General features: G+C 68.8%; 13 protein-coding genes. 7 read left to right on the plus strand and 6 right to left on the minus strand.

Translation table 11 applies throughout. The annotated features are described in order from the left end of the window. Positions 1 to 75: 75 nt before the first annotated feature. Positions 76 to 2,343: an EAL domain-containing protein gene (locus FHW83_RS24940; protein ID WP_218106440.1), complete on the minus strand. Its 2,268-nt coding sequence runs from the start codon at positions 2,341 to 2,343 to the stop codon at positions 76 to 78. 366 nt (positions 2,344 to 2,709) lie between these two features. On the opposite strand from FHW83_RS24940, the gene FHW83_RS24945 reads away from it, so the two are divergent. The 4 genes from FHW83_RS24945 to FHW83_RS24960 are packed head-to-tail and all read left to right on the plus strand — an operon-like array spanning position 2,710 to position 8,808. Continuing rightward, positions 2,710 to 4,287 (plus strand): methyl-accepting chemotaxis protein, encoded by a 1,578-nt coding sequence (locus FHW83_RS24945; RefSeq protein WP_176649071.1) that lies wholly within the window; start codon positions 2,710 to 2,712, stop codon positions 4,285 to 4,287. After that, positions 4,281 to 5,858: a methyl-accepting chemotaxis protein gene (locus FHW83_RS31185; protein ID WP_304506232.1), complete on the plus strand. Its 1,578-nt coding sequence runs from the start codon at positions 4,281 to 4,283 to the stop codon at positions 5,856 to 5,858. The genes FHW83_RS24945 and FHW83_RS31185 overlap by 7 nt, the downstream gene beginning before the upstream one ends. A 39-nt stretch (positions 5,859 to 5,897) precedes the next feature. Beyond that, positions 5,898 to 7,928 carry a diguanylate cyclase gene (locus tag FHW83_RS24955; protein WP_229224349.1) on the plus strand — a complete coding sequence of 677 codons (2,031 nt, stop codon included), beginning with the start codon at positions 5,898 to 5,900 and terminating at the stop codon, positions 7,926 to 7,928. A gap of 58 nt (positions 7,929 to 7,986) precedes the next feature. After that, positions 7,987 to 8,808: a hypothetical protein gene (locus FHW83_RS24960; RefSeq protein WP_176649072.1), complete on the plus strand. Its 822-nt coding sequence runs from the start codon at positions 7,987 to 7,989 to the stop codon at positions 8,806 to 8,808. Here the strand turns inward: FHW83_RS24960 and FHW83_RS24965 are convergent. Both FHW83_RS24965 and FHW83_RS24970 read right to left on the minus strand, forming a co-directional pair. Beyond that, complete coding sequence (locus tag FHW83_RS24965; protein WP_176649073.1) at positions 8,750 to 10,024, minus strand: PepSY domain-containing protein; 1,275 nt, start codon at positions 10,022 to 10,024, stop codon at positions 8,750 to 8,752. The two genes, FHW83_RS24960 and FHW83_RS24965, sit on opposite strands and share 59 nt — an antisense overlap. After that, on the minus strand, positions 10,021 to 11,673 hold the full coding sequence (locus FHW83_RS24970) for a cyclic peptide export ABC transporter (RefSeq protein ID WP_176649074.1): 1,653 nt from the start codon (positions 11,671 to 11,673) through the stop codon (positions 10,021 to 10,023). Before FHW83_RS24970 ends, FHW83_RS24965 begins: the two co-directional genes overlap by 4 nt. 146 nt (positions 11,674 to 11,819) lie before the next feature. Between FHW83_RS24970 and fhuF the strand changes: the two genes are divergently transcribed. Then, complete coding sequence (fhuF, locus tag FHW83_RS24975) at positions 11,820 to 12,572, plus strand: siderophore-iron reductase FhuF (RefSeq protein ID WP_176649075.1); 753 nt, start codon at positions 11,820 to 11,822, stop codon at positions 12,570 to 12,572. On the opposite strand, the gene FHW83_RS24980 is transcribed toward fhuF, so the two are convergent. Then, positions 12,554 to 14,863, minus strand: a complete 2,310-nt coding sequence (locus FHW83_RS24980) for a penicillin acylase family protein (RefSeq protein WP_218106441.1) — start codon at positions 14,861 to 14,863, stop codon at positions 12,554 to 12,556. The genes fhuF and FHW83_RS24980 overlap by 19 nt on opposite strands. Before the next feature lie 148 nt (positions 14,864 to 15,011). Between FHW83_RS24980 and FHW83_RS24985 the strand changes: the two genes are divergently transcribed. Then, positions 15,012 to 16,469, plus strand: a complete 1,458-nt coding sequence (locus FHW83_RS24985; RefSeq protein WP_176649076.1) for a diaminobutyrate--2-oxoglutarate transaminase — start codon at positions 15,012 to 15,014, stop codon at positions 16,467 to 16,469. A 42-nt stretch (positions 16,470 to 16,511) separates the two neighbouring features. Then, entirely contained in the window at positions 16,512 to 18,671 is a 2,160-nt protein-coding gene (locus FHW83_RS24990; protein ID WP_176649077.1) for a TonB-dependent siderophore receptor, read from the plus strand. Positions 18,672 to 18,720: 49 nt separating this feature from the next. On the opposite strand, the gene FHW83_RS24995 is transcribed toward FHW83_RS24990, so the two are convergent. Both FHW83_RS24995 and FHW83_RS25000 read right to left on the minus strand, forming a co-directional pair. Continuing rightward, complete coding sequence (locus FHW83_RS24995; protein WP_176649078.1) at positions 18,721 to 24,855, minus strand: non-ribosomal peptide synthetase; 6,135 nt, start codon at positions 24,853 to 24,855, stop codon at positions 18,721 to 18,723. Between the two features lie 3 nt (positions 24,856 to 24,858). Next, a partial coding sequence (locus FHW83_RS25000) for a phosphopantetheine-binding protein (RefSeq protein WP_176649079.1) occupies positions 24,859 to 25,185 on the minus strand: 327 nt, incomplete at its 5' end.

Raw genomic sequence — 25,185 nt, forward strand, 5'->3', positions numbered from 1 at the left:
TGGGTGCAGCGATGATGCTACCAGACAACGGCGAGCCCTCCCATGCTTGTTCCATCAATGCAACACGGGGCGCCATCACCGGACTCCGGCGGCGGCCGCGTGGCGGCGCAGGAAGGCTTCCATGTCCACCGCCGGCAGCGGCCGGCTGAAGAAATAGCCCTGCACCTCGTCGCATTGCTGGCCCCGCAGGAAATCCTGCTGGCCGGCCGTCTCCACGCCCTCGGCGATCACCTTCAGGCCCAGGGTGTGGGCCATGGCGATCACCGCGCGCACGATGGCGCAGTCGTTGCGGTCGTCCGGCAGGCCGTTGACGAAGGAACGGTCGATCTTCAGGTAGTCCAACGGGAAACTCTTCAGGTAACTGAGCGAGGAATAGCCGGTGCCGAAGTCGTCGACCGCCAGCCGCACGCCCAGCGACTTGAGCGCGATCAGCGTGCGGCGGGTGCGGCGGGCGTCCTGCATCAGCATGCTCTCGGTCAGCTCCAGCTCGAGCAGCTGCGGCGGCAGGCCGCTGACCTGCAGCGCGGCCTCCACCATGCGCACCAGGTCGGCGTCGCGGAATTGCCGCGCCGACAGGTTGACCGCCACCGGCAGCACCACGCCGTGCCGGGCCCGCCAGGCCTGGGCCTGCTGGCAGGCCTGCTGCAGCACCCAGGCGCCGATCTGCAGGATCAGGCCGTTCTGCTCGGCCAGCGGGATGAATTCGGACGGCGCCACCCGCCCCAGCAGCTGGCCGTCCCAGCGCAGCAGCGCCTCCATGCCGACCGCGGCGCCGCCGCTGAGGCTGGCGCGCGGCTGGTAATGCAGCGACAGCTCGGCGTGGCGCACCGCGTAGCGCAGCGCGTTGCCGACCTCGAGGCGGCGCCGCGTGCTGGTGCTCATCTCGGCCGTGAAATGCTGGTAGCGGTTGCCGCCGTCGGCCTTGGCGCGGTACATCGCGGTGTCGGCGTGGCACAGCAGCGTCTCGGCGTCGGCGCCGTCCTGCGGCGCCTGGCAGATGCCGATGCTGCAGCCGGCCGCCAGCTCGTAGTCGTCGATGTCGACCGGCCGCGCCAGCGCGCGCAGCAGGCGCCGCGCCAGCGCGCTGGTGCCGTGGCCCTCGTCGCGCGCCTCGATCAGCACGGCGAACTCGTCGCCGCCGATGCGCGCCACGCGCTCCAGCCCGCCGACGGCCTGCTCCAGCAGGCGGGCGCTGGCGATCAGCAGGCGGTCGCCGATCTCGCGCCCCAGCCCGTCGTTGATGTCGCGGAAATGGTCCAGCCCCAGCAGCAGCACGCCGACCCGGCCGCCGTGCTGGGCGGCCTGGGACAGCGCCAGCGTCAGGCGGTCGCGGAAGCTGTGGCGGTTGGGCAGCCCGGTCAGCGGGTCGCGCTTGGCCAGGAAGCTCAGTTGCGACTGGTAATCGTGCAGGCGGGTGACGTCGCGGCCGATGCCGACCAGGTGGCTGCCGCTGCGGCTGGGCACGCACGAGCGCACCATGGTCAGCTGCAGGATGGTGCGGCCGGCCGGCAAGTCCAGCACCAGCTCCTGCTCCACCGTCTGGCCGTCGGCGCTGCAGCGCCGGCAGGCCGCCTGCAGCTGCTCGCAGGCGGCGGCGCCGAACAGCCGCGACACCGGCTGGCCCAGCACCGCGCTGTGCGGCAGGCCGATCAGGCGCGCGAAGGCCGGGTTGATCTGCACGTAGCGGAACTGGCCGTCGTCGCCGGCCTCCAGCAGGTACAGCGCGTCCGACACGTGGTCGAAGATCTCCTGGTAGCCCACCATGCTGGCCTGCAGCGCCAGCTCGGCCGCGTAGCGCTCGGCCAGCTCGAACTGCAGGCGGCGGTTGATCTCCTTCAGCTCGGCGGTGCGGATCTCGGCCTCGCTCAGCAGGTCGCGCCGCACCTGCTGCAGCTGATGGGTCTGGCGTTGCAGCTGCAGGCGCATGTCGCGCAGCTGCAGATGGGTGCCCACGCGCGCCGCCACCTCGTCCACCTGCACCGGCTTGGTGACGTAGTCGACCGCGCCCAGCGCGAACGCCGACAGCTTGACGTCGGCCTGCTTGAGCGCGGTCATGAAGATCACCGGGATCTCGCTCATGCTGCCCTGCGCCTGCAGCTGGCGGCACACCTCCAGCCCGTCCATGTCCGGCATCATGGCGTCGAGCAGGATCAGGTCCGGCTGCGCGAAGCCGATGCGGCGCAGCGCCTCGGCGCCGCCCAGCGCGACGATGACCCGGTAGCCCAGCGACTCCAGATGGTCGACCACAAAGCCCAGGTTGGCCGGACGGTCATCGACGATCAGGATGGTGTGACACGGACGACCCGTTGCCGGCGCCTGGTCGGCGCTGACGGTTTGATTCACTTGGTTCTCCTTCAGCGGCCTCAACGACAGTTGAAGTCCCGTGCCAGCATGCCTGAGCGCCGCCTGTCGCGCTATCGGGCATTCTTGAATGTGCTGTAGGGCATCCTTCATCGGGGGTAGGGAAATCCTGACACGCGTGCCCGGCCGCGGCCGCGCCGCCCTATGAGGCGCCGGCGCGCGGCCGTCCGCCCGGCGCCCGCGCGCGCGCCGCGAAATTTTTTGGCGCGCCGGCGCGGCGATTCGAGCAAATACAACGCTCGAAAAAAAAGCCGATTTTTTGCTACCGCCGACCCCGCCTGTTCAGCTAAGCTGCGCGCCATGCTGTGTCTGGCATGAGGTTCACCTTAAAGCATGAGGAATAGGGTCATGAAGATCGCCAATCTGAAAATCGCTGCCCGTCTCGGCATCAGCCACGCCTTGCTGCTGCTGCTGCTGGCGGCCGTCGCGCTGTGCGGCGTGCAGGGGCTGACGCGCGCCAACGAGGCCTTGCACCACGTCGTCGACGTCAACAGCCAGAAGGTGCTGCTGCTGCAAACCATGGGCACGCAGACCCACGTGGTGGCGCGCGTGATCCGCAGCATCGCGCTGCTGGAGGACGCCGACGCCATGGCCTTCGAGTACAACAAGGTCAAGGCCGCGCGCGCGACCTACGCCCAGGCCAGCGCGGCGCTGGAAAAGCTGCCGCTGGACCCGCGCGGTCAGCGCCTGGTGGCCGACATCAGGCGGCAGCAGGAGGTCACCGAGCCGCTCAACGAGCGCTTCCTGGCCATGAGCCACGGCGACCGCGTGCAAGCCATCAACTTCCTGCTGAAGACCGCCGGCCCGGCCAACACCGTCTGGCAAAACACCATCGATGAATTCATCGCGCTGCAGACCACGCGCAACCGCGAGGACATGGAGGACGCCGAGCACGCCTACCACGCGGCCCTGCGCCTGATGCTGACCCTGTCGGGCGCGGCGATGCTGCTGGGGGCGCTGGTGGCGTGGCGCATCAGCCGCTCGATCACGCGGCCGATGGCGCAGGCGGTGGCGCTGGCGCAGACCGTGGCCTCGGGCGACCTGAGCAGCGATATCACGGTCAGCTCCGGCGACGAGTCGGGCCTGCTGCTGCTGGCCCTGCGCGAGATGAACGGCAGCCTGAACGACATCGTCGGGCGGGTGCGCGGCGGCGCCAACGCGATCGCCGCCGCCTCGCGCGAGATCGCCACCGGCAACCTCGACCTGTCGAGCCGCACCGAGCGCCAGGCCAGCGCGCTGCAGCAAACCGCCTCCTCGATGGAGGAGCTGACCAGCACCGTGCAGCAAAGCGCCGACCAGGCGCGGCAGGCGCGCCGGCTGGCGCTGGACGCCACCGAGGCGGCCGCGCGCGGCGGCGTGGCGGTCGGCCAGGTGGTGGCCACCATGGGCGCCATCAACGCCTCGTCCAGCAAGATCGTCGAGATCATCGGCGTGATCGACGGCATCGCCTTCCAGACCAACATCCTGGCGCTGAACGCGGCGGTCGAGGCGGCCCGCGCCGGCGACCAGGGGCGCGGCTTCGCGGTGGTGGCCGGCGAGGTGCGCAACCTGGCGCAGCGCTCGGCCGGCGCCGCCCGCCAGATCAAGCAGCTGATCAACGATTCCGTGGCCGAGCTCGGCAAGGGCACCGAGCTGGTCGACCAGGCCGGCGCCACGATGGACGAGGTGGTCACCAGCATCAACCACGTCAGCGGCATCATCGGCGAGCTCACCAACGCCAGCGCCGAGCAAAGCATGGGCATCGAACAGATCAACCAGGCCATCAGCGAGATGGACCACGTCACCCAGCAGAACGCCGCGCTGGTGGAGGAAGCGGCGGCCGCCGCCGCCGCCATGCAGGAGCAGGCCGACAGCCTGACGCACATGGTGGCCACCTTCAAGACCGCCGACGCCCCCACGCCTTTCTCGAGAGCCCTCGCATGTTAATCAAGACCACCATCCGACAGCGCGTCACCGCGACCATGACCTTGCTGGGCCTGCTGATCGTCGTCACCGGCGTCAGCGGCCTGTACGGCATGAACACGGTCAACGCCAGCCTGCGCGACATCAACACCAACACCGTGCCGTCCATGAGCGCCATCGCCGACAGTCAATTGGCGATGTGCCGCGCGCGGCTGGCGCTGGACCGGGCCACCATGCATCCGGAGGACCCGGGCACCGCAAAAATCCTCGAGCGCGCCGCCATGTTCGTGGCGCAGTCCGACCAGTCCTGGGCGCGCTACCTGGCGCTGCCGCAGGACCCCGGTGAAAAACGCCTGTCCGACGACATGGACGCGCAGCGCAAGCGCTTCCTCAGCGAGGGCCTGCAACCGCTGCTGGCGGCGCTGCGACGCAAGGACCACGCCAGCGCCGACGCCATCACCATGAACCTCATGCAGCCCTTGTTCAGCCGCATGTCGGACAGCGCCAGCCGGCTCACCGAATTCCAGGAAAGCAGCAACCGCGAGCACCACGAGGACAGCCAGAACTCGTATCGCCAGCTGCGCTGGCTCACCATCGGCGCCATCGCCGCCGGCGTGGCGATGATCTTGTTGTCCACCGTCTCGCTGGCGCGCGCCATCCTGGCGCCGGTCAACCAGGCCACCGCGCACTTCGCCAGCATCGCCGCCGGCAACCTGGCCAACCCGATCGACACCGGCGGCCACGACGAGATGGCGGTGCTGATGCGCGGCCTGGCCGCCATGCAGGCGCGGCTGGCCGACACGGTCGGCGGCGTGCGCGACGGCAGCGCCGCGATCGCCACCGCCACGGCCGAGATCGCGGTCGGCAACCTCGACCTGTCGCGCCGCACCGAGCAGCAGGCGGCCAGCCTCGAGCGCACCACCGCGTCGCTGGAGCAGCTGACCGCCACCGTGCAGCAGAACGCCGAGAACGCGCGCCTGTCCAACCAGCTGGCGCAGGCCGCGTCCGAGGTCGCCACCCGGGGCGGCGCCATCGTGACGGAGGTGGTCAGCACCATGAGCCAGATCCGCGCCTCGTCGCTGCGCATCGGCGACATCATCGGCGTGATCGACAGCATCGCCTTTCAAACCAACATCCTGGCGCTGAACGCGGCGGTCGAGGCCGCGCGCGCCGGCGAACAGGGCCGCGGCTTCGCGGTGGTGGCGGCCGAGGTGCGCAACCTGGCCCATCGCAGCGCCGAGGCCGCCAAGGACATCAAGGCCCTGATCGGCAGCTCGGTGCACCAGGTCGACAGCGGCGACAAGCTGGTCGGCCAGGCCGGCGCCACGATGGCCGAGATCGTCGCCAGCATCCGCCGCGTCACCGACATGATGGGCGAGATCAGCGCGGCCGGCCACGAGCAGGAGATCGGCATCGGCGCGATCAACCGCTCCATCATCGAGCTGGACGCGACCACCCAGCAGAACGCCGCGCTGGTGGAACAGGCGGCGTCGGCCTCGGAGTCGCTGCGCGAGCAGGCGCAAAGGCTGACCGACATGGTGGGCGCGTTCCGGCTGGCGCCGCCCGCGCCGGCGCGCGCGCTGCTGGGCGCCTGACACCGGATCGCAAAGGGAAAACACGAACGGGAGCCTCAGTTGGCAAAGTGCAGACACCACGCATCCTGGAGAAGCGCCTGGCTGGGCGCGCTGATGGCGGCCGTCCTGTGCGCGCCCCTGCCGGCCCTGGCCCGGACCGAGCTGGACCGGCGCATCATGCAGCTGCGCGACCAGATGCGCCTGGTGCCCGACCAGTCGCTGGCCGAGTTGCTCGCGCTCCAGCCCGCGGCGCGCGCCGACACGCCGCGCGTCCAGGCCGAGCTGCTGGCGCAGATCGGCCTGGCCCGCAAGCACCTGAACCAGCTGGGCACGGCGGAAGCCACCGCCGAGCAGGTCATCGCCTACGGCAAGACCCTGCGCGACGACGTCATCGTGGCCAACGGCCTGCTGGCCAGGTCGGCCGTGCTGATCGCGCGCGACGAGCGGGTCGCCGCGCACCGGCTGGCGTTCGAGGCGGAGCAACTGGCGCTGCGCGGCGGCGACCAGACGGTGCTGGTGCGGGCCGAGCTGGCGGTGGGCACGGCCCACTCCGAGCAAGGCAACTTCCCGGCCGCGCTGGCCAAGCTGCAACTGGCGGTCGACCATGCGCGCCAGGTGGGCGACGACCCGATGCTGCTGTTCCACGCGCTGCGCGCGCTGACCAGCATGTACGTGCGGATCAAGGAGCGCGGCAAGGCCTTCGACACGCTGGCGGAACTGTCGGCCATGGCGGAGAAGCAAAGGCTGCCGATCCAGATGGTGCTGCTGAAAACCAGCGAGCATACCGTGGCCGGTTCGTTCGGCCAGCAGGACCGCGCCCTGCGCGCGCAGCTGGACAGCCTGGCGCTGCAGCGTCAATTGGGCGCGCGCCACATGCTGAACTCGACGCTGAACAATCTGGCCGACACCTACCTGAAGCGGCGCGACTACGCGCGCGCCGCCCATTACGCGACGGAGGCGCTGGCCTCCAGCAAGGGCCTGGACAACTTCGATGGCGACGCCACCGCCCACGTGAACCTGGGGCACGCCTACCTGGGCATGGGGCGCATGGCCGAAGGCAAGAAGAACTTCGAGGCCGGCCTGGCCTGGGTCGAGCAATCGCACAGCCTGCCGGATCAGCAGGAGATCCTGCTGGAATATGGCGAGGCGCTGGAGGACGCCGGCGACCTGGGCGGCGCGCTGGCCGCCTATCACCGCGAGCGCACCATCTCCAACAAGCTGTTTGAAACCAAGCGCCAGAACACCATGCTGGAACTGCAGGAGCGCTACGAGGCGGACAAGAAGCAGCGCCAGATCGAATCGCTCAAGAGCGAGAACCAGCACCACCTGATGCAGCAGCGCGTGTGGTGGCTGCTGGCGGCCGTGTTCGCGCTGGCGTCGGTGGTGGTCGGCCTGCTGTACCGCAAGGTGCGGCAAGCCAACGCCTCGCTGGAAACCAAGAACCTGGCGCTGAAGGAGCAATCGACGCTGGATCCGTTGACGGGGCTGTACAACCGCCGCTACTGCCACGAAGTCATGGCCGGCCTGGAGGCGAGGCCGGCGCAGGCCGGCGACAACCTGATCGGCGCGCTGTTCCTGCTGGACGTCGACCATTTCAAGCACATCAACGACAGCTACGGCCACGCCGCCGGCGACGCCGTGCTCAAGATGGTGGCAGGCAGCCTGCGCCAGGCGCTGCGCGACGCCGACCTGATCGTGCGCTGGGGCGGCGAGGAATTCCTCGCCTTCGTGCCGGCCGTTCCGCGCCAGCGCATCGACGAGATCGCGCGGCGCGTGCTGCTGGGCGTGTCGTCGCAATCGCTGCGCCACCAGGAGCGCGACATCTCGGTGCGGGTCTCGATCGGCTACGCGCCCTTCCCGCTGGCGCCGGCCGGCGAGCCGCTGTCGTGGGAGCGGGTGGTGAACCTGACCGACATGGCGCTGTACCTGGCCAAGAGCAACGGCCGCAACCGCGCCTACGGCGTGCGCGGCTTCGCCAACCTCCAGCGCACCTCGCTGGACGAGGTCGAGCAGGACCTGGACCGCGCCTGGCGCGCCGGCTATGTGGACCTGAACCTGGTGATGGGCGCCGGCGAGGCCAGCCCCGCCTGATTTCGCGGGCTCCCGGCGTCTTAGGCTACAATCCCGACTTTTCGCCGGAGTCGCGGAAATGATGTTCAAGCTGCGATGGATGGGTTTTCTCGCCTGCGCCCTGTTTATATCGCCCTCGTCTGGATCGGCGCCCCCCGCGCCGCTGGAATTGCGCATCGCGGTGGTGTCGGATGGCCACGCCGCTTACTTCACCCGCCTGCTCGAAGCGTCGCTGAAGCTGATCAAGCAGCCCTACCATATCCAGTACGTGAAGGACATTCCCGCGCGTCGCATGTGGTGGATGCTGGGCAAGGACGACATCAATCTTTTCTACGGCATGCAGTCGAAGGAAAAGGATAACGACAGGCGGCTGGTTGTGGTGCGCCACGGTTTGACCAATGGCCTGATCGGCCAGCGCGTGCTGTTGATACGTCACGCCGACACCCAGGTTTTCGCCCAGGTTCGCTCGGTGGCGGATTTGAAGCGCACCGGACGCATCGCCGGGTTCGGCGCTGGCTGGGGCGACACCAAAGTGTGGAAGGCGGCGGGCTTGCCGCTGTACGAGCACGCCGCCCCGTGGAGCACGATTTACGCCATGGTGGCGGCGGGCAATCGCCACGTCGACTATCTGCCGCGCGGCGTGATCGAGGTGCTGGAAGAGGCGCGCCGGCATCCCGAACTGGCGGTGGAACAGCACCTGCTATTGGAGTACCACGCCGACTTCGCCTACTACCTGAACCCATCGGTCGCGCACTACCGCCCCATTATCGAGCGCGCGCTGAGGGAAGCGGAGGCCACCGGTCTCAAGGCGCGCCTGATCGAAGAGGAATTCGGCGCGGACATCAAGGCGCTGAACCTGAACCGGCGTGTGCGCGTGCCACTCTCGATGCCGCCGGGCTGAGCGATCTGGCGCGCCGCTTGCGCGCCCAGATCCAGACGCCGGTCACACTCAACACGCCGACCATGATGCCGGCCGCGCTCATCAGCAGCTTGATCGGCCAGCCGCCGAGCGCGCCGCCGACCGCCGCGCGGTGTATCAGCGTGATCCAGGAGCGTATGGTGTCGCCGGCGGCGCCGCCGCTGGGCAGCCAGCGGCCCCGGAACTCGCCAGTATCTCCGTCAAACACAATCCGGGTCACGCCGTGCGTGCGCATCACGTCGAGCGAACTGCGGACGTCATACACGTACAGTCCAAGCTGGGGCACGTAGGCCAGCGTGTCCTCATCGTGGATGGTGAAGCCCAGCGTGGCCGCCTGGTCCGCCATCAGCCCGCGCGCGCGCTCGAGCGCGGCGGGCCACGCCAGCGCCGGCCGCAGCCGGGGCTGGGGCAGCGGCCGATAGGCGTCCTCTCCCGGTTGATGGGCGAACACCGCGCGCATCACCGGCTGGTAGACCTCGTTCAGGTTGAAGGCCACGCTGCTCCAGGCGATCACCAGCAGCATGGCCCACGGCCACAGGCCGCCGGCGCGGTGCAGGTCGAACACCAGCTTGTAGCCGCCCGCCGACCGCAGCCGCCATGCCGGCCACCAGCGCGCCGCCCACGACTTCGCCGCCGGACGCTGCGGCCGTGGCGGGAACGTCAGCCAGGCGCCGACAAAGCAATCCAGCGTCCACAACAACGCCACCACGCCGAACACATAGGTGCCGACCACCCCCAGCAGCAGCGAGGTGTGCAGCCGGTAGATGAACGGCATCCAGTTCTTGCGGCCCTGCGACAGATCGCCCCATTTGCGTGTGCCCAGCAATTCGCCGGTGTAGGGATTGAAGAATGCCTGGTCGTCGCGCGCCGTGCCATCCGGCGCCGGCGGCCGGCGTTTGATGGAATACATCAGGCTACGGCCCGGCTCGACGTGCAGCGCGGTGTAAGGCAGCAGCAGGTCCGGGAAATGCTCGAGCACGCTCTGCCGCAGCAGCAAGGGATCGAGCGGCGTGGCGCCGGGCGGCGCCGGCGCCAGCATCAACTCGGGCGCGGCCAGCGCTTCGAGCTCGTCGTTCCAGGCCAGCAGCGTGCCGCTCACACCGGCGATCAGCAGAAACGAGGCCAGCACCAGGCCCACGTAGCGATGCAGCAGCACCAGCAGGCCGCGCCCCGGCCACATCCTTGCAACCATGCTCATGCCGGATCGGCCTCCAACGCGCGGCCGCTCTGCGCCGATGGCGCGCGCCGCTCCTCCACCGCCACCACCTGGCCGTTCTCCAGGCGCACCAGACGGTCGGCCAGCGGGAAATAGCGGTCGTCGTGGGAGATCACCAGCACCGCCTTGCCCTGGGCGCGCAACTCGGGCAGCACTTCGCGGTAGAACACGTCCTTGAACACCGGGTCCTGGTCGGCCGCCCATTCGTCGAACACCAGGAATGGCCGGTCCTCCAGATACGCCACCACCAGCGCCAGGCGCTTGCGCTGGCCCTGCGACAACGCGCGCGTGGTGAATGCGCCCTGCCGCACCTGCACCTTGTGCTGCAGGTGCAATTTGGTCAGCAGCGCGTTGGCGCGCGCATCGCGCGCGGCGCTGGCATCGCCCAGCAAGCTGTCGAACAGATAGAAGTCGGAGAAAATCGCGCTGAAATGCTGGCGGTAGCGGTCGCGCCCCGCCTCGTTGACCGCCTCGCCGTTGACCACGATGCGCCCCTGTTCCGGCGCGTACAGGCCCACCAGCAGCTTGGCCAGCGTGGTCTTGCCGCTGCCGTTGCCGCCCACCAGGAAAGTGATCTGCCCGGGTGCGAAGTCGAGCCGGACCGGCCCCAGCGTGAAAATATCGTCAAGCACCTCGTGGTAGTAGCTGTGCCGCACGTCCTCCAGCGCCAGCCGGCGCAGCGGCGCCGGTGGCGCGCTGGCTTCCGGCGGCGCCGGCGGCAGGTCTTCGGCGATGGCGTCGATGCGGCGCGCCGAGACGCGCGCCAGGTTCAGCCGGGGCACGTTCAGCAGCAGGTTTTCCAGCGGCGTCACCATGTACAGAAACATCAATGCGAAACCGGTCATGATGCGCGCGCGCTCCGGCGTGTCGCCTACCAGCACGAACAGCACCAACCCGATGAACGCGTAGACCAGGAAATTGCCCCAGCTGGCCGAGACGGCGAAGATCGACGCCCCCAGCGTGCGCTCGCGCCGCACGGCCTCGATTGAGCCGCCCAGCACGGCTTCGGAGAACACCGCGCGCTTGTCGCGGTGCAGGCGCAGCTCCTTGGCGCCATCGACCAGCGCGCGGAAATAGTCGAACAGGCGGTCCTGCTCGCGCGCGGCCGCGTCCAGGTGGCCGATGGCGCGCAGATGGGCCAGGTGGTAGCCCAGGCCGCCCAGCCCGATCACCAGCACCGCCACGCAAAATACCAGCCACGACAGCCAGGCCATGTAGGCCAGGCAGCCCAGCACCACGATGCCGTTGATGATCAGCGACGGCACGCTGACGAAAAATTCCGCCACCCGGGCGCTGTGCTCGGCCAGCGCCGACTGCACGCGCGCGCCGCCCAGCAGCTCCAGCTTGCGGTAGTCGGTGTCGGCCACCCGCGCGGAGATATACGTGCGCAGCTCGGCGTGCACGTGCTGGCTCAGGCGCTCGAACAGCACCGCGGCGAACATCCGCGCCACCATGGTGAGCACCGCCACGGCGGCAAACAGCCAAGCCAGGGCAGCGCGCTCCCCGGCCTCCGCCGTCAGCGCCGTGTTGACCTGCACCAGCAACAGCACGCTGCAGACGCCCGAAATTACGCTGGCCAGCGCGGCCGCGACCAGCAGCCGGCGCGATTGCCTGATCAGATAAGACAGCATGAAAATCCCTGTTAAGCGTCAAAAAAAGGACGGTGCGCCCGTCCTGGCCCTATAGACGGGTGGCCCGGCCAGATGTTTACTAATTTTTGCGCCCCGCCAAGCGTCTATGACGGCATGCAAACAATCAGATCTCCCGGGGTGCGGCCATGATGACCGTGCTGGCCCCGATTTTTCGCGGCGAATGGGCGCCCTACGGGGCCGCCCTCAGCTGCGCATCCCCGCCGCCGTCCGCCGTGCCGCTGTCGGAACTGATCGCCAGCCCGGCGTTGTTGCGGCAGGCGTTGGCCGCGCACGGGCGCCAGTGCGGCAGCGACGCGATGCGCCCGGTAGCCTCGGCCTGGAGCCGGCACTACCTGGACGCCTTGCTGCCGCCCGTAGTGGTGGCGGCCACCCTGCTGCGCCACCGCTTTGAACTGGCGCCCGCGCGGTTGCTGGTGGACCTGGACGCGGCCGGCGCCGTCCAGCGCTTTTACCTGCCCGACCAGGGACGTCCGTACGCCAACGCCGAGTTGCCTGGCCGTTATCGGCAACTGCTGGACGCACATCTGGCGCCGCTGTTCGGCGCGCTGGCGGCCTTGAGCGGCGTGCCGCTGAAGATTTTGTGGGGCAATGCCGCGCGCTACATCGACAGCGTGCTGTCGCATGCCGCCCCGCTGGAGCCGCGTCTCGGCCATCCCGGATTGGTGGCGAGCGACCGCCACGCGCTGCTCGACAATCCGCTAAGCGCAGCCAGCGAGCCTAACCCGCTCTACACCCGGCGGCGCCGGGCCACGCTGAACGTGGATGGCGCCACCGTCACCCACACGCTGCACCGGCAGTGCTGCCTGGTTTATCTGCTGCCAGGGCGCGAATTCTGCGAGTGCTGCCCGCTGGACCCGCGCTACTCGCGCAGCACCTGAGTGGCGCCGGCCGCGTCCATGATCTCGCGCTCGGTGAACGGAAAGCGCAGCCAGTCCTTGCGTGCATAACGCGCGATGGCCGGATCGGTGGCGGCGCCGTCCAGCGCCGTCTCGCCCTGCCCGTGGGCCAGCAGCGTGTGGGCATGCACGCCATCCTTGTCGAAATAGACCACCTGCAGATAACTATTGCCATGGGTATTCCCGTCCATCGCGTAACCGCCGCCTGGCTGGCACATCACGGTGAAATAGCCGCTGTCATGGCAGCCGCCGTACAGGGGCAGCGCCACGCCGCCTTGCCGCACCGTCAATTGGCTGCGCAGCGGCGCGTCCAGCGCCCATCCTTGCCGCGCCAGTTGCGCCACCGCGCGCCGCAGCGCCTGCGCCACCCGCGCGTCCCCGGCGCGCACCCCGGCCGGGGTTTGCAGCGGCGCTTCAGGAGAGAACGGCGTCGCATACAGTTCCGCCGCCGGGATCGCATCGAGTTCGGACCAGAAAGCGTCCCACAGCACGGCGCCGCGATCGTCCGGATCGGCATTGTCGCCCCAGCGCCGCAGCGCCAGGCAAGCGGGTTCAAGGTCGGTCTCGCCGCACGCCTGCTCCAGCAACGGCTGCTTGAACAGCCGCGCCGCCTCGTTGCGCGGCTCCAGCGCGGCCTGCATCAAGCGTTGCGCCAGCACCGCCGGCGAGCCTGGCCGCTCCTCAAGCAACCCGGCGGCCAGCCTATGCCCGAGACGGGCGCGCGGCGACAGCGGCTTGCGCTCGCCGCCGAGAATCAGCGGATAACCTTCCAGCGGCATGGCCGGCTGCGCCAGCCAATAACTGTCGTTCATATTTGCGACGTAGCGTTCGGTCAGCAGGCTGGGCATGGCGACGGCCGGCAGCGTGCCCGGCTGCCGCGCCTGGCTGTCGCTGCGCCAGTCGCAGGCGCTACGGCTGCCATCGAGCAGCGGCGTCAATGGATCGACCGTCGCGAAGGCACTGGCCAGCGCCCCCGCGCAGTTGCTGCGCAGGGTGTCCGGCACGTTGGGGGTGGCGCCCATGTCGGCGTACCAGACGCGCGGGTCGCCACGGCCGATGGCGGCGGTGTTGACCCATGGCGTGGCGGTGTCGCGCCGCTGGATGGCGATGAACTCGTCCAGCGAGCGCGCCTGCCCCCACGCCAGGAAGTTGCTGAACACGCGCGGATTGTCGCTGTTGACGTCACGCAGCGCCAGTGCCCGCTGGCCACTCCAGCCAAACGCAGGATGGCGGCCGCCGAGGTCGATCAACGGTCCGTAGCGGCTGCTGTAATGCACCCGGCGCACGCTGCCGCCGTCCGCCAGCGGCACCACGATTTCACGCCGTTGCATCGCCTCGGACCGGCCATCCACCAGATAGCGCGTGGGATCGGCCGGGTCCAGCGTTAGCTCGAACAGGCCGAAACGGCGCGCGGCCGACACGGTATGGCTCCATGCCACGTGCTGATTAAAACCCAGCATCACCACCGGAATGCCGAGGAAGGCCACGCCGGCGACGTCGATCTTGCCGGGAATGGTGAGTTGCATCTGGTAAAAGCGGTCGACGCCGCCCCAATACCAGTGGGGATTGCCGAGCAGGACGCCATCGGCGCCGCTGGCCTCCCGGCCAAAGGCCAGCATATTGCTGCCCAGCCCGGCCGACTCGCCGATGCTGTGCGACAACAGCGCCGCCAGACCGCCGCCATCCGCCGGCGCCTGCGACGGCCCCGCCTTGGCCAGTTCGGGGATGAAGCGCGCATAGCCGCCGGCGACACTGGCGGCAAACATGCGGCGGTACAGGTCGGCGTCGCTGATCGGCCTCACCCACGGCTGCCGGACGCACGCCGGCGCGCGCGGCGGCGATTCGCGCCCAGCCTCGCGCAGGTAGCGGTTATAGCCCGCGACATAGCCATCGACCATTCGCCGCAACGCCGGCGGCTGGGCGGCGCGGTAGTGCGCCACCGTCGCCTCGTCGGCCACGGCCAGGAAAAACACGTCCAGCTCCAAGTTGGCGGGGCGGCCGGACGTGGAGGGATAAGCCGGCCGCTCCTGCGGACCGAAATACAGCGAACGCCGCCCCTCGAAGGTGACAAACGCGTCCGCCAGCGTGCACAGCGCGTCCTGCGCCTGCGCATAGCCGACGCCCAGCCCCAGGCCGCGCCAATCGGCGGCACGCACGTGGACCACGCCGTCGGCCGTGCGGCGCACCCTTGTCTCCACCGCCGACGCTGTGGTTGCCAACAGCGCCGCGCCGAAGGCCATGACAAAGCCAAAACGCAGAGATTGAGTGCGCATAAACCATCTTCCCGTCCGTATCGATCTGTACAAGACGGCCCAGCCAGCCGCCTGTTTAATCGCCACCGATTAAACAGCCGGCCGCCTCGCGCGTCTATGCAGGTAACGCGGCCCGGCTTTCCGCCTCCGCCCCCTATTGGAGACCCGTATGTCCATCTCATCCGTTGTACACGGCGGCAGCGCCGCGCTCGGCCGCGAACTGGCCGGCCGCCACCAGGCGCTGAGCGCCCCCTACACCCTCACCCGCCACCCGCTGCTGGAACGCCAGGACGCGCGCGAATCGAGCGCGCGCAGCTACCCGCGCCGCATCCCGCTGGCGCTGCGGCGCGCGCACGGCATCTATGTCGAGGACATGGAGGGCCGGGTGTTCATCGATTGCCTGGCCGGCGCCGGCACGCTGGCGCTGGGCCACAACCACCCGGTGGTGGTGGACGCCATCCGCCAGGTGCTGGACGACGGCCTGCCGCTGCACACGCTGGACCTGACCACGCCGGTCAAGGACCGCTTCGTGCAGGACCTGTACGAGATCCTGCCGCCGGCGCTGGCGGCCAACGCCCGCATCCAGTTCTGCGGCCCCACCGGGGCCGACGCGGTGGAGGCCGCGCTCAAGCTGGTCAAGACCGCCAACGGCCGCGCCACCATGCTGGCCTTCCACGGCGCCTACCACGGCATGACCCAGGGCGCGCTGCAGTTGATGGGCTCGCTCGGACCGAAGCAGCCGCTGGGCGGCCTGCAGCAGGGCGTGCAGTTCATGCCCTATCCCTACGACTACCGCTGCCCGTTTGGCCAGCGCGGCGACGCCGGGGTGCAGGCCGGCCTCAACTATCTGCATACCGTGCTGACCGATCCGGAAGGCGGCGTGCCGGCGCCGGCCGGCATCATCCTGGAGGCGGTCCAGGGCGAAGGCGGCGTGATCCCGGCGCCGGCCGCCTGGCTGCGCGGCGTGCGCGAGCTGTCGCGCGAGGCCGGCGTGCCGCTGCTGCTGGACGAGGTGCAAAGCGGCTTTGGCCGCACCGGCAAGTGGTTCGCCTTCGAGCATGGCGACATCACGCCCGACGTGGTGGTGCTGTCCAAGGCCATCGGCGGCAGCCTGCCGCTGTCGGTGGTGGTGTACCGCCAGGAGCTGGACCTGTGGCAGCCCGGGGCCCATGCCGGCACCTTCCGCGGCAACCAGCTGGCCATGGCGGCCGGCTCCGCCACCATCGGCCTGCTGCGGCGCGAGAACCTTCCCGCGCACGCCGAGCGCATGGGCCAGCGGCTGATGCAGGGGCTGCGCCAGTTGCAGGGCCTGCATCCACAACTGGGCGACGTGCGCGGGCGCGGCCTGATGGTCGGCGTCGAGGTGATCGATCCCGACGCGCCGCGCAACCGCCTGGGCCATCCGGCGGCGGCCACCGCCATGGCCAGGGCCATCCAGGCCGAGTGCCTTCGGCACGGCCTGATCATCGAGCTTGGCGGCCGGCACGGCAGCGTGGTGCGCTTCCTGCCGCCGCTGATCATCACCGAGGCGCAGCTTGACCATGTGATCGAGATTTTCGCCGTCGCGGTTGCCGCCGCGCGGCGCGCTCTGCAACGCGCCAGCCAGCCGTCGCCACTGGCGGCGTGAGCACCCTTCCCTTTTTATCAACCAGCATGACCAAGCAAGTCTATGAAAAACAAACATAACAAGCAGCGTCCAACCCTCCCTCAACGCCATGTGCTGTCGCGCTCCCTGCAGGCCGCCTTGCTGGGCGCGGTGTGCAGCGTGCCGTACGCGCACGCCCAGCAGGCCGAGGAAAAAACCCTGGCGACGGTGACCGTCAGCGGCGCCGTCGAGCAGACCGCCACCGGCCACGTCGACGGCTACGTGGCCAAGCGCAGCGCCAGCGCCACCAAGACCGATACCCCGCTGATCGAGACGCCGCAGTCGGTGTCGGTGGTCACCGCCGACCAGATCGAGGCGCTGGGCGCGACCTCGCTGCGCGAGGCGCTGGGCTACACGCCCGGCGTCGGCATCCAGGGCAATGGCTACCGCGACGCCGACAACGTGGTGCTGCGCGGCTTCGCCGTCGACAACAGCAGCATCCGCCGCGACGGCCTGCGCTCGCCGAGCAATACCTTCACCGGCGCCCAGGAGCCGTTCGGCCTGGAGCGGGTGGACGTGCTGCGCGGCGCCGCCTCGCTGCTGTACGGTGCCGCCGAGCCGGGCGGCATCGTCAACCTGGTGACCAAGCGCCCCACCACCGACAGCCTGCACGAGGTCAGCGTGGAACTGGGCAGCTACCAACGCAAACAGGTCACCGGCGACTTCGGCGGCGCGCTCAACGACGACGGCAGCCTGGCATACCGCTTCACGGTGCTCAAGCGCGACAGCGACACCTTCATCGACTTCGTGCCGGACAACCGCCTGTACGTGGCGCCGGCGCTGACCTGGAAGCCGGCGGCCGGCACCTCGATCACGCTGCTGGCGCAGTACCAGAAATCGCGCTACAACCGCCAGTGGGGCGTGGCGCCGCAAGGCTCGCTGCTGCCCAACCCGAACGGCAAGCTGCCGTACGACCTGAATATCGGCGAGCCGACCGACAAGAAAGAGGACACGCATAAAAACATCGCGCTGCTGATCTCGCACCAGCTGGGCGAGCAGACCAGCCTGAATTTCGCCGCCCGCCACAGCGACGCCCTGATGCACTGGAACTACGCCGGACGCGACTCGCTGCAGGACGACCTGCGCACGCTGAACCGCTTCTACGTGAACCGCATGGAGCACGTCAAGGCCTGGACCATGGACGCCTATCTGCAAACCGGCTTCCAAACCGGCGCGGCAACGCACCAGGTGGTGCTGGGCGTGGACGCCAGCGACGCCGACAACCGTCGCCTGCGCGCCTACCAGTTCATCGCGCCGCTGGACCTGTTCGCGCCGGTGTACGGCGCCAAGCCGTACGGCGACGACGGCGCCGACGGCTACAAGCGCAAGGAGCGCCTGGTCGGTCTGTACGCGCAAGACCAGATCAAGATCGACCAGCGCTGGGTGGTGGTGGCGGGCGCCCGTCACGACGACGTCAAATACAAGAACAGCGGCTACTTCGTGACGAACTGGAACGAGGAGAAAACCAGCGCCACCACCGGCAGCGCGGGCCTGGTGTACCTGGCCGACGGCGGCGTGGCGCCTTACCTGAGCTACAGCCAGTCGTTCCAGCCGCAAAGCGACAGCGACCGGCTAGGCCAGCGCTTCAAACCGACCAAGGGCAAGCAGTATGAAGCCGGCGTGCGCTACCAGCCGAAGCAGAGCAACACGCTGCTGTCGGCGGCGGTGTACCAGCTCACCCAGAGCAACGTGCTGTCGACCGATCCGGTCGACAGCGACTATTCGGTGCAATTGGGAGCCGTGCGCGCGCGCGGCCTGGAACTGGAGGCGCGCACCGATGTGAGCCGCGACCTGCGCTTGATCGCGTCCTACACCTACACCGACGCCAAGATCACCAAGGCTAGCGCTGCGGACCAAGCCTCGGTAGGCCTGCGCCAGCCTAACACGCCGCGCAGCATGGCCTCGGCCTGGGCCGACTATCAGTTCACGGGGGCCGGCCTGCCCGGCCTGCGCCTGGGGGGCGGCGTGCGTTATGTCGGTTCGACGCTGTCTTCGGGCGATAACTACACCGTGCCCGCCTACACCGTGCTGGATGCCGGCCTGAATTACCAGCAAGGCCACTGGAAGTATGCGCTGAACCTCAAGAACCTGGCCGACCGCCGCTATCTCGCGGAATGCGGCAGCGGCTATTGCAACTACGGCGATCCGCGCCAGGTGCTGGTTACCGCCACCTATCGCTGGTAAGCGGCGGTTTTCCACGCTGGGGCCGTGGCATCGCGCCACGGCCTTTTTTTTATGCCGGCCGCGCGGCCTGCGCGATGGTCGGCGCGCGCATCAGGTCCGCCAGGCTCAGACCCAAATCCGGCAGCCGTTGCGCCGCCATGCGCACCAGGCGCAACGCCAGCAGCGAATGGCCGCCCAACTCGAAGAAGTTGTCGTGGCGGCCCACCTCTTCCACGCCCAGCAACTCCGTCCACAGCGCCGCCAGCGCCTGTTCCGTCTCGCCCTGGGGCGCCGCTTGGCCGCGCCGCAGCGCGGATACCGTCGGCGCATGGCGGGCGGCCATCGCCAACAGCATGCCACGCAGCTGCGCAGCGATCTGGCACACTGTCGCCGCATCGAGCATCTCGCCTTGATAAGCGTATTCGATGTTCAGCGTCGTGCCCATGTCGATGGTCAGCGTCAGCGGGTAGCTGACTTCCTCCCGGCTGACCATGACGCCCGGCGTCAGGCCGCTCATGCTGTCCTGCCGCAGCGCGCGGTCGACCGGATAGTTTTCAAACACCAGCAGCGTGTCGAACAACGCCCTTCCCGCGTGGCCGCCGTAACGCTGGATCTGGTACAGCGGCACATGCTCATGCTCGCGCGACGCCACATTCTGCGCTTGCAGTTGGCGCAGGAAGCCGCCCACGTCCTCGTCGTCATGCGGCGCGGCCAGCACCGGCAAGGTGGTGATGAATAAGCCCATCATCTGTTCGACGCCGGCCAGTTCCGGCGGCCGGCCGGCGCTGGTGGCGCCGAAAACGACCTCCCGCCTGCCGGTGTACAACTGCAGCAACAGCGCCCACGCGCCCTGGATCAGCGTATTGGCGGTAACGCGCTCGGTCCGCGCATAGGACGCCAGCGCGGCGGTGTCTTGCGCGTCCAGCACATCGAAGTGATAGCTGTAGCCCTGCGCAACCCCCGGCGGACGCACGGCGGCGGCCAGCAGCGATGGCTGCCCCAAGCCGGCCAGCAGCCGCCGCCAGTAGGTCTGCGCCGCGCGCTGCGCCGGTTCACCGCGTGCCGCCAGCCAGCCGATGTAGTCGCGATAGCGAGGCGGCTGTCCGACCGGCGGCAGGCCGGCGTAACGACTCAGCACTTCGGTCAGCAGACGCGAGCTGCTCCAGCCATCCGACAGCAGGTGGTGTCGGGTCCAGATGACGCGATGGCGTTGTGGTCCGGTGCGCACCAGCGTCAGGCGCATCAGCGGCGGGCGCGCCAGGTCGAAGCCGCGCGCCAGATCTTCCCGCTCCAGCCGCTCCAGCGCTGAAGCCAGATCGTCATATTCGCGCCAATCCAGCAGCTGCGGCGTCAGATCGGCATCGCGGCACACCCATTGCAGCGGTCCCTGTTCGTGCAGGATAAAGCCGGTGCGCAGGATGGCGTGGCGGGCGACGGCGGCGCGCCAAGCCTGCGCGAAGCGCTCGGCGTCCAGGCCGTCGATATCGACGCACAGCTGGTTGACGTAGGCGCTGCCAGTTGGCGCCAGCGCGTGGTGGAACAGGATCCCGGCCTGCATCGGCGACGCCGGATACAGATCTTCGATGCGCGCTGCCGGCACTTCCAGCGTGTTCAATTGCGCCTGGCTCAGGCCAGCCAGCGGTACGTCGGACGGCGTGATGCCGGCCGCGCCGCCGCGACAATGCGCGACCAGCAGCGTGAGATGGTGCCGCAAGCTGTCCAGCAATCGCGCCACCGTGTCTTCGCGGTGCAGCACGCGGCTGAAAGTCCAGCTCAGTTGCATGCGGCCGTCGCGCACAATCGCGCCAACGTCGAACCAGCTGCGGCGCGCGCTGTCGGGCGCGCGGCTAACGCCCGCGCTTTCCGACGCCAGCCGCCATGCCGCCTGCGGCGCCAGCGTCTGCGCCGTCTGTCCCAGATAGTTGAACGTCACCAGCGGACGATGCGCGGCGTTTGCCAGTCCGGCATCGCGCGCCAGGTAACGCAGCGCGCCATAGCCGATGCCGTGGTCGGGAACGGCGCGCAGCTGTTCCTTGATCGACTGGATCAGCGCCGCCTCACCTTTCGCCGCGGCCGACAACCGCAGTGGATACAACGCGGTGAACCAGCCAACGGTGCGGCTCAGGTCCAGCCCCTCGACCAGGTCTTCGCGGCCGTGTCCTTCCAGTTCGACCAGCACGCTGTCGCGTTGCGCCCATGCGCAGAGCGTGCGCGCCAGTGCCGCCAGCAGCAGGTCGTTGATCTGCGTGCGATAGGCTTTGTGGACGGGGCCCAGCAGTTGCGCGGTCAGGTCCGCGTCCAGTTCCAGTTGCAGCGTGTGGGCATCCGCCAGCGTGTTCGATCCCTGCGGATCATCGGCGGGAAGCGCCGGCTCGCTCTTCAGCGCGCCCCAGTATGGCAGCTGCGCGGCGCACGCGTCACTGCTGGCGTAGCGGCGCAGTGCTTCCGACCATGCGCTTATGCTGGTGGTCGGCGCGGGCAACACCTCGCCAGCGTACAGAGTTTGCAAATCTTCCAGGATCACGCGCCACGACACGCCGTCCACCACCAGGTGGTGCGCCACCAGCAGCAGGCGTCCGGGTTGGTGCTGGCCTAGCGACATCCACACGGCACGGAACGGCAAGGCGAAGGTCAGGCTGCGCTGCGCCTCGTCCGCGACGCGGGTGATGGCGGCGACGGGATCTGTCTCGGTGCCCAGATCCACGCTGGTGAACACTTCTCCCGCTTCCTCCGGGTGCTGCTCCCAGCCCTGCGGGCCCAGGGTGAAATGGGTTCGCAGCGCCTCGTGGTGCCGGACCAGCTGCGCGATGATGTCGCCAATGCGCGCCGCCGACACCTGTTCGGTGCAGCACAGCAGCATCGATTGGTTCCAGTGCGTGGGGGTGGCAAAATTCTGCTCAAAGAACCAGTGCTGGACAGGCAGCAGGCCACCTGCCTCTGGCGCCGTCCCGGACTTGCGCTGCGCCGGCGCGGCGGCGGCAATCGGCTGCGCCAACGCAGCCAGTGCGGCGATGGTCTGGACTTCCATCAGCTGTTTCGGTGCGATCCGGTAGCCACGCTTACGGGTGCGCGCCACAATTTGCAGACTGAGGATGGAGTCGCCGCCAAGTTCAAAGAAATTGTCATTACGGCCGACGTGTTCCAGCCCCATCACCTCGCACCATACCGAGGCCAATGCCTCCTCTGTGTCGCCCTGCGGTGCGTCGCCTTCCTGCGCGGTGCGCTCCGGCTCCGGCAATGCGTGGCGGTCGATCTTGCCGTTTGCGTTGAGTGGCATCGCCTCAAGCAGCATGATAGCCGCCGGCACCATGTAATCCGGCAGACGCGCCGCCAGTTGCGCCGTCAGTTCCACCGCACCCAGTTGACGACCCTCATGGGGAACCACGTAGCCATACAATCTGGCGCGGCCATCGTCGCTGTCGCGGGCGATCGCCTCGGCGGCGGCGACACCGTCCAGTGCCGACAGGGCCTGGGCGACTTCGCGCAATTCAACGCGATAGCCGCGTATCTTGACTTGATCGTCCACGCGGCCAAGGAATTCCAGCGTGCCGTCGGCCAGCATGCGAACACGGTCGCCGCTGCGGTACAAGCGCCGGCCTTCAGCGAACGGGTGGGCGACAAAGCGTTCCGCCGTCTGCGCCGCGCGTGCCTGATAGCCGCGCGCAACGCCGTCGCCGCCCAGATACAATTCGCCGGCCGCACCGCACGCCACGGGTTCCAGATTCTGGTCCAGCACCCAGGCTTCGCTGTTGGGCAGTGGACGGCCGAGCGGCAAGCTGGCCGATGCCGGACTGGCTTCTCCGGCCGGTTGGGTGAGGATGCCAACCGTGGTTTCGGTTGGCCCATAGTGATTCAGCACCCGCATCGCAGAGCGCAACTGGCCGAGCTTTTCCAGCAGCGGCCAGCGTGTGGTTTCGCCCCCGACCACCAGGCAATCGCGCGGCAGCACAGCGGCGGGATCGGCGGCGCTCAGCAAGGCCTGAAGGTGGCTCGGCACGATCTTCAACACGCTCACGTCGTGACGCGCCATGTATTCGGCAAAGCGGTCGGGGTCGAAAGCGCGTTCGGCGGAAATCAGATGCAGCAGACGGCCGCCGCATAATGCCCCGAACAGCACCGTATGGCCCAGGTCCGCCGCCACTGTCGACACCATCGCCATGCCGCCAACGTCCGGCCCCAGGCGGGATAGCACGCCCTGCACGTAGTTTGCCAGCGCGCCCCGGCTGACGACGACGCCCTTGGGCTGGCCGGTAGAACCGGAGGTATAAATGACGTACGCCGCCTGGGTTGGCGAGATCGGCGCAGGCTCAAGCCGCGCAAGGTCTTCGGCGTCCGCCAGCGCGGCCGCCAGGTCCAGCAGAGGCACACCGCTGTCCCATGCCGGCGCGGCGGCGTGCAGCAGAACGGCGATACCGCTGTCCGACGCCTGGTAGCGCAGCCGTTCAACGGGGAGCGCCGGATCCAGCGGCACATACACGCCGCCGGCCTTGAACACAGCCAGCAAGCCAAGAACCAGCTCGATCGAACGCGGCGCGTGGACGCCCACACGGACCTCCGTTGTCACCCCCTGCTTGCGCAGGCGCAGCGCCAGCCTGTCGCTCAGGCGGTCCAGCGCGGCGAAGCTCAATACATCGTCCTCGTGCCGCACCGCCGGTGCGTCGGGCGTGGATGCGACGGCACCTGCCCAGCATGCGAGCACGTCGTGTCCGTCGTCGCGTGGCACTGCTTCACCGGCGCTGTGAGATGCTTGCTTTTCCGGCAGCAGGTGATGCAACGGCGCACCGGCGTCCGCGCCAGCCCGCAGCAGCACTGCTTCAAACAGGCTCGCGATGCCGGCGATGGTGCCGGCGTCGAAGATGTCGCAGGCATAGGCCAGGCCGCAGACGATGTCGCCATCCTTGGCGGCGAAGTCCAGACTCAGGTCGAAGTGCGCCAGCTTGGCGGCGCCGTCGTACACGCTGGCCTCCAGCCCGCCGAAGCCGGCGATGCCAGCCACCTGCTGCTGCTCGGTGCATTTGACCTGGAATAGCGGATGAACACCGGCCTCGCGGCGTACCTTCAGGTCCGACACCAGCAGATCGAACGGACAGTCCGCGTGCGATTGTGCGTCCAGCACAGTGGCGCGGACCTGCTCCAGCAGTTGATCGAAGCTAGCATTCATATCGATGCTCGTGCGCAGCACCAGCACATTGAGTAAGTAGCCAACCAGATGCTGCGTCTCCGCGCGCTGGCGGTTTGCCACCGGCGCGCCAACGGCGACATGCCGCGCGCCGCTCAGGTGCGCCAGCGTTAGCTTCAACACCGCCAGCATCACGATGAAACGCGTGCAGCCGTGTTTTTCGGCGAGCTGCTGGACGGCTGCGGCGCTGGCGTCACGCAGGACGAAGACATGGCGCGCGGCGGCGTCGGAACGTTCACGCGGCCGTGCGCGGTCCAGCGGCAAGGCCAGTGGCGCGTGATCATCCCCGAGCTGGCGGCGCCAGTATGCCAACTGGCGATCCAGTTCGCCAGCCTCGATCCAGTCACGCTGCCAGAGCACGTAATCGGCGAACTGGATTGGCAACTCAGGCAGTGCCGGCATGGCGCCGCTGGCGTAGGCGGCATACAGCGCCCCCAGATCGCGCATCAACACCGACGCCGACCAGCCGTCTGCCACGATGTGATGCACCACGATGGACAGCCAGTGGGTTTGCGCGTCCAGACGCACCAGGCGCACACGCCAGACAGGCCCCGTCTCCAGGTCGAACGGCGCGACGCTGTTGGCCGTCGCCAGCTCGGCCGCGCGCGCCAGACGGGCGTCGACCGGCAGCGTGGAAAGGTCCACTGTTTGCAAAGCGGACGGCGGCTGCTCCAGCACCAGCTGTTCGGCATCGCTGTCGTCTATGGCGCGAAATACCGTGCGCAGCACCTCATGGCGCTGGGCTAACGCATCGACCGCGCGCGCCATGGCCGCCGCGTCCAGCGCGCCGCGCAACACCAGCGTGCCTTCCATATTGTAGGCCGCGCTGGACGGCGCCAGCCGCCAGGTGAGCCACATGCCGCGCTGGGCATGCGAGAGCGGCAGCCTGCCGTCGCGCGCGGCGCGAACGATCGGCAAGGCGCCGACGTCCACGCCCTGCTCGGTCAAGCGGCGCAGCAGCAGCTTGCGTTTGTCGGTCGGTAAAGCGGCAACCCGGCCCGCGAGTTGGAGGGGATCAAATTGCATGTTTCAGGATTCCAGTTCAGCGAGTAAAGCGTCGATAGCGGCCAGGTCGTCGTTGGCGCCACCATTCATGCCTTGCAGTGCCGGCATGGCCGCCAGCGCGGCGATGGTCGGCGATTCGAAGACCGCGCGCAGCGGAAGGTTGATGCCGTGCCGCTGACGCAACTGCGCGGCGAGCGTCATGACGGTCAGCGAATGGCCGCCCAGTTCAAAGAAATTATCATGCCGGCCGATGCGTTCCTGGCCCAGCACCTCGGCCCAAACCTCGGCCAGCGCCTGCTCGGCGGCGCCTTGCGGCGCCTCGTACCGCGTGCCCGCGCTCCAGTCGGGCGG

The sequence above is a fragment of the Duganella sp. SG902 genome (genome assembly GCF_013376005.1).
In the GTDB taxonomy this organism is placed as follows: domain Bacteria; phylum Pseudomonadota; class Gammaproteobacteria; order Burkholderiales; family Burkholderiaceae_D; genus Rugamonas.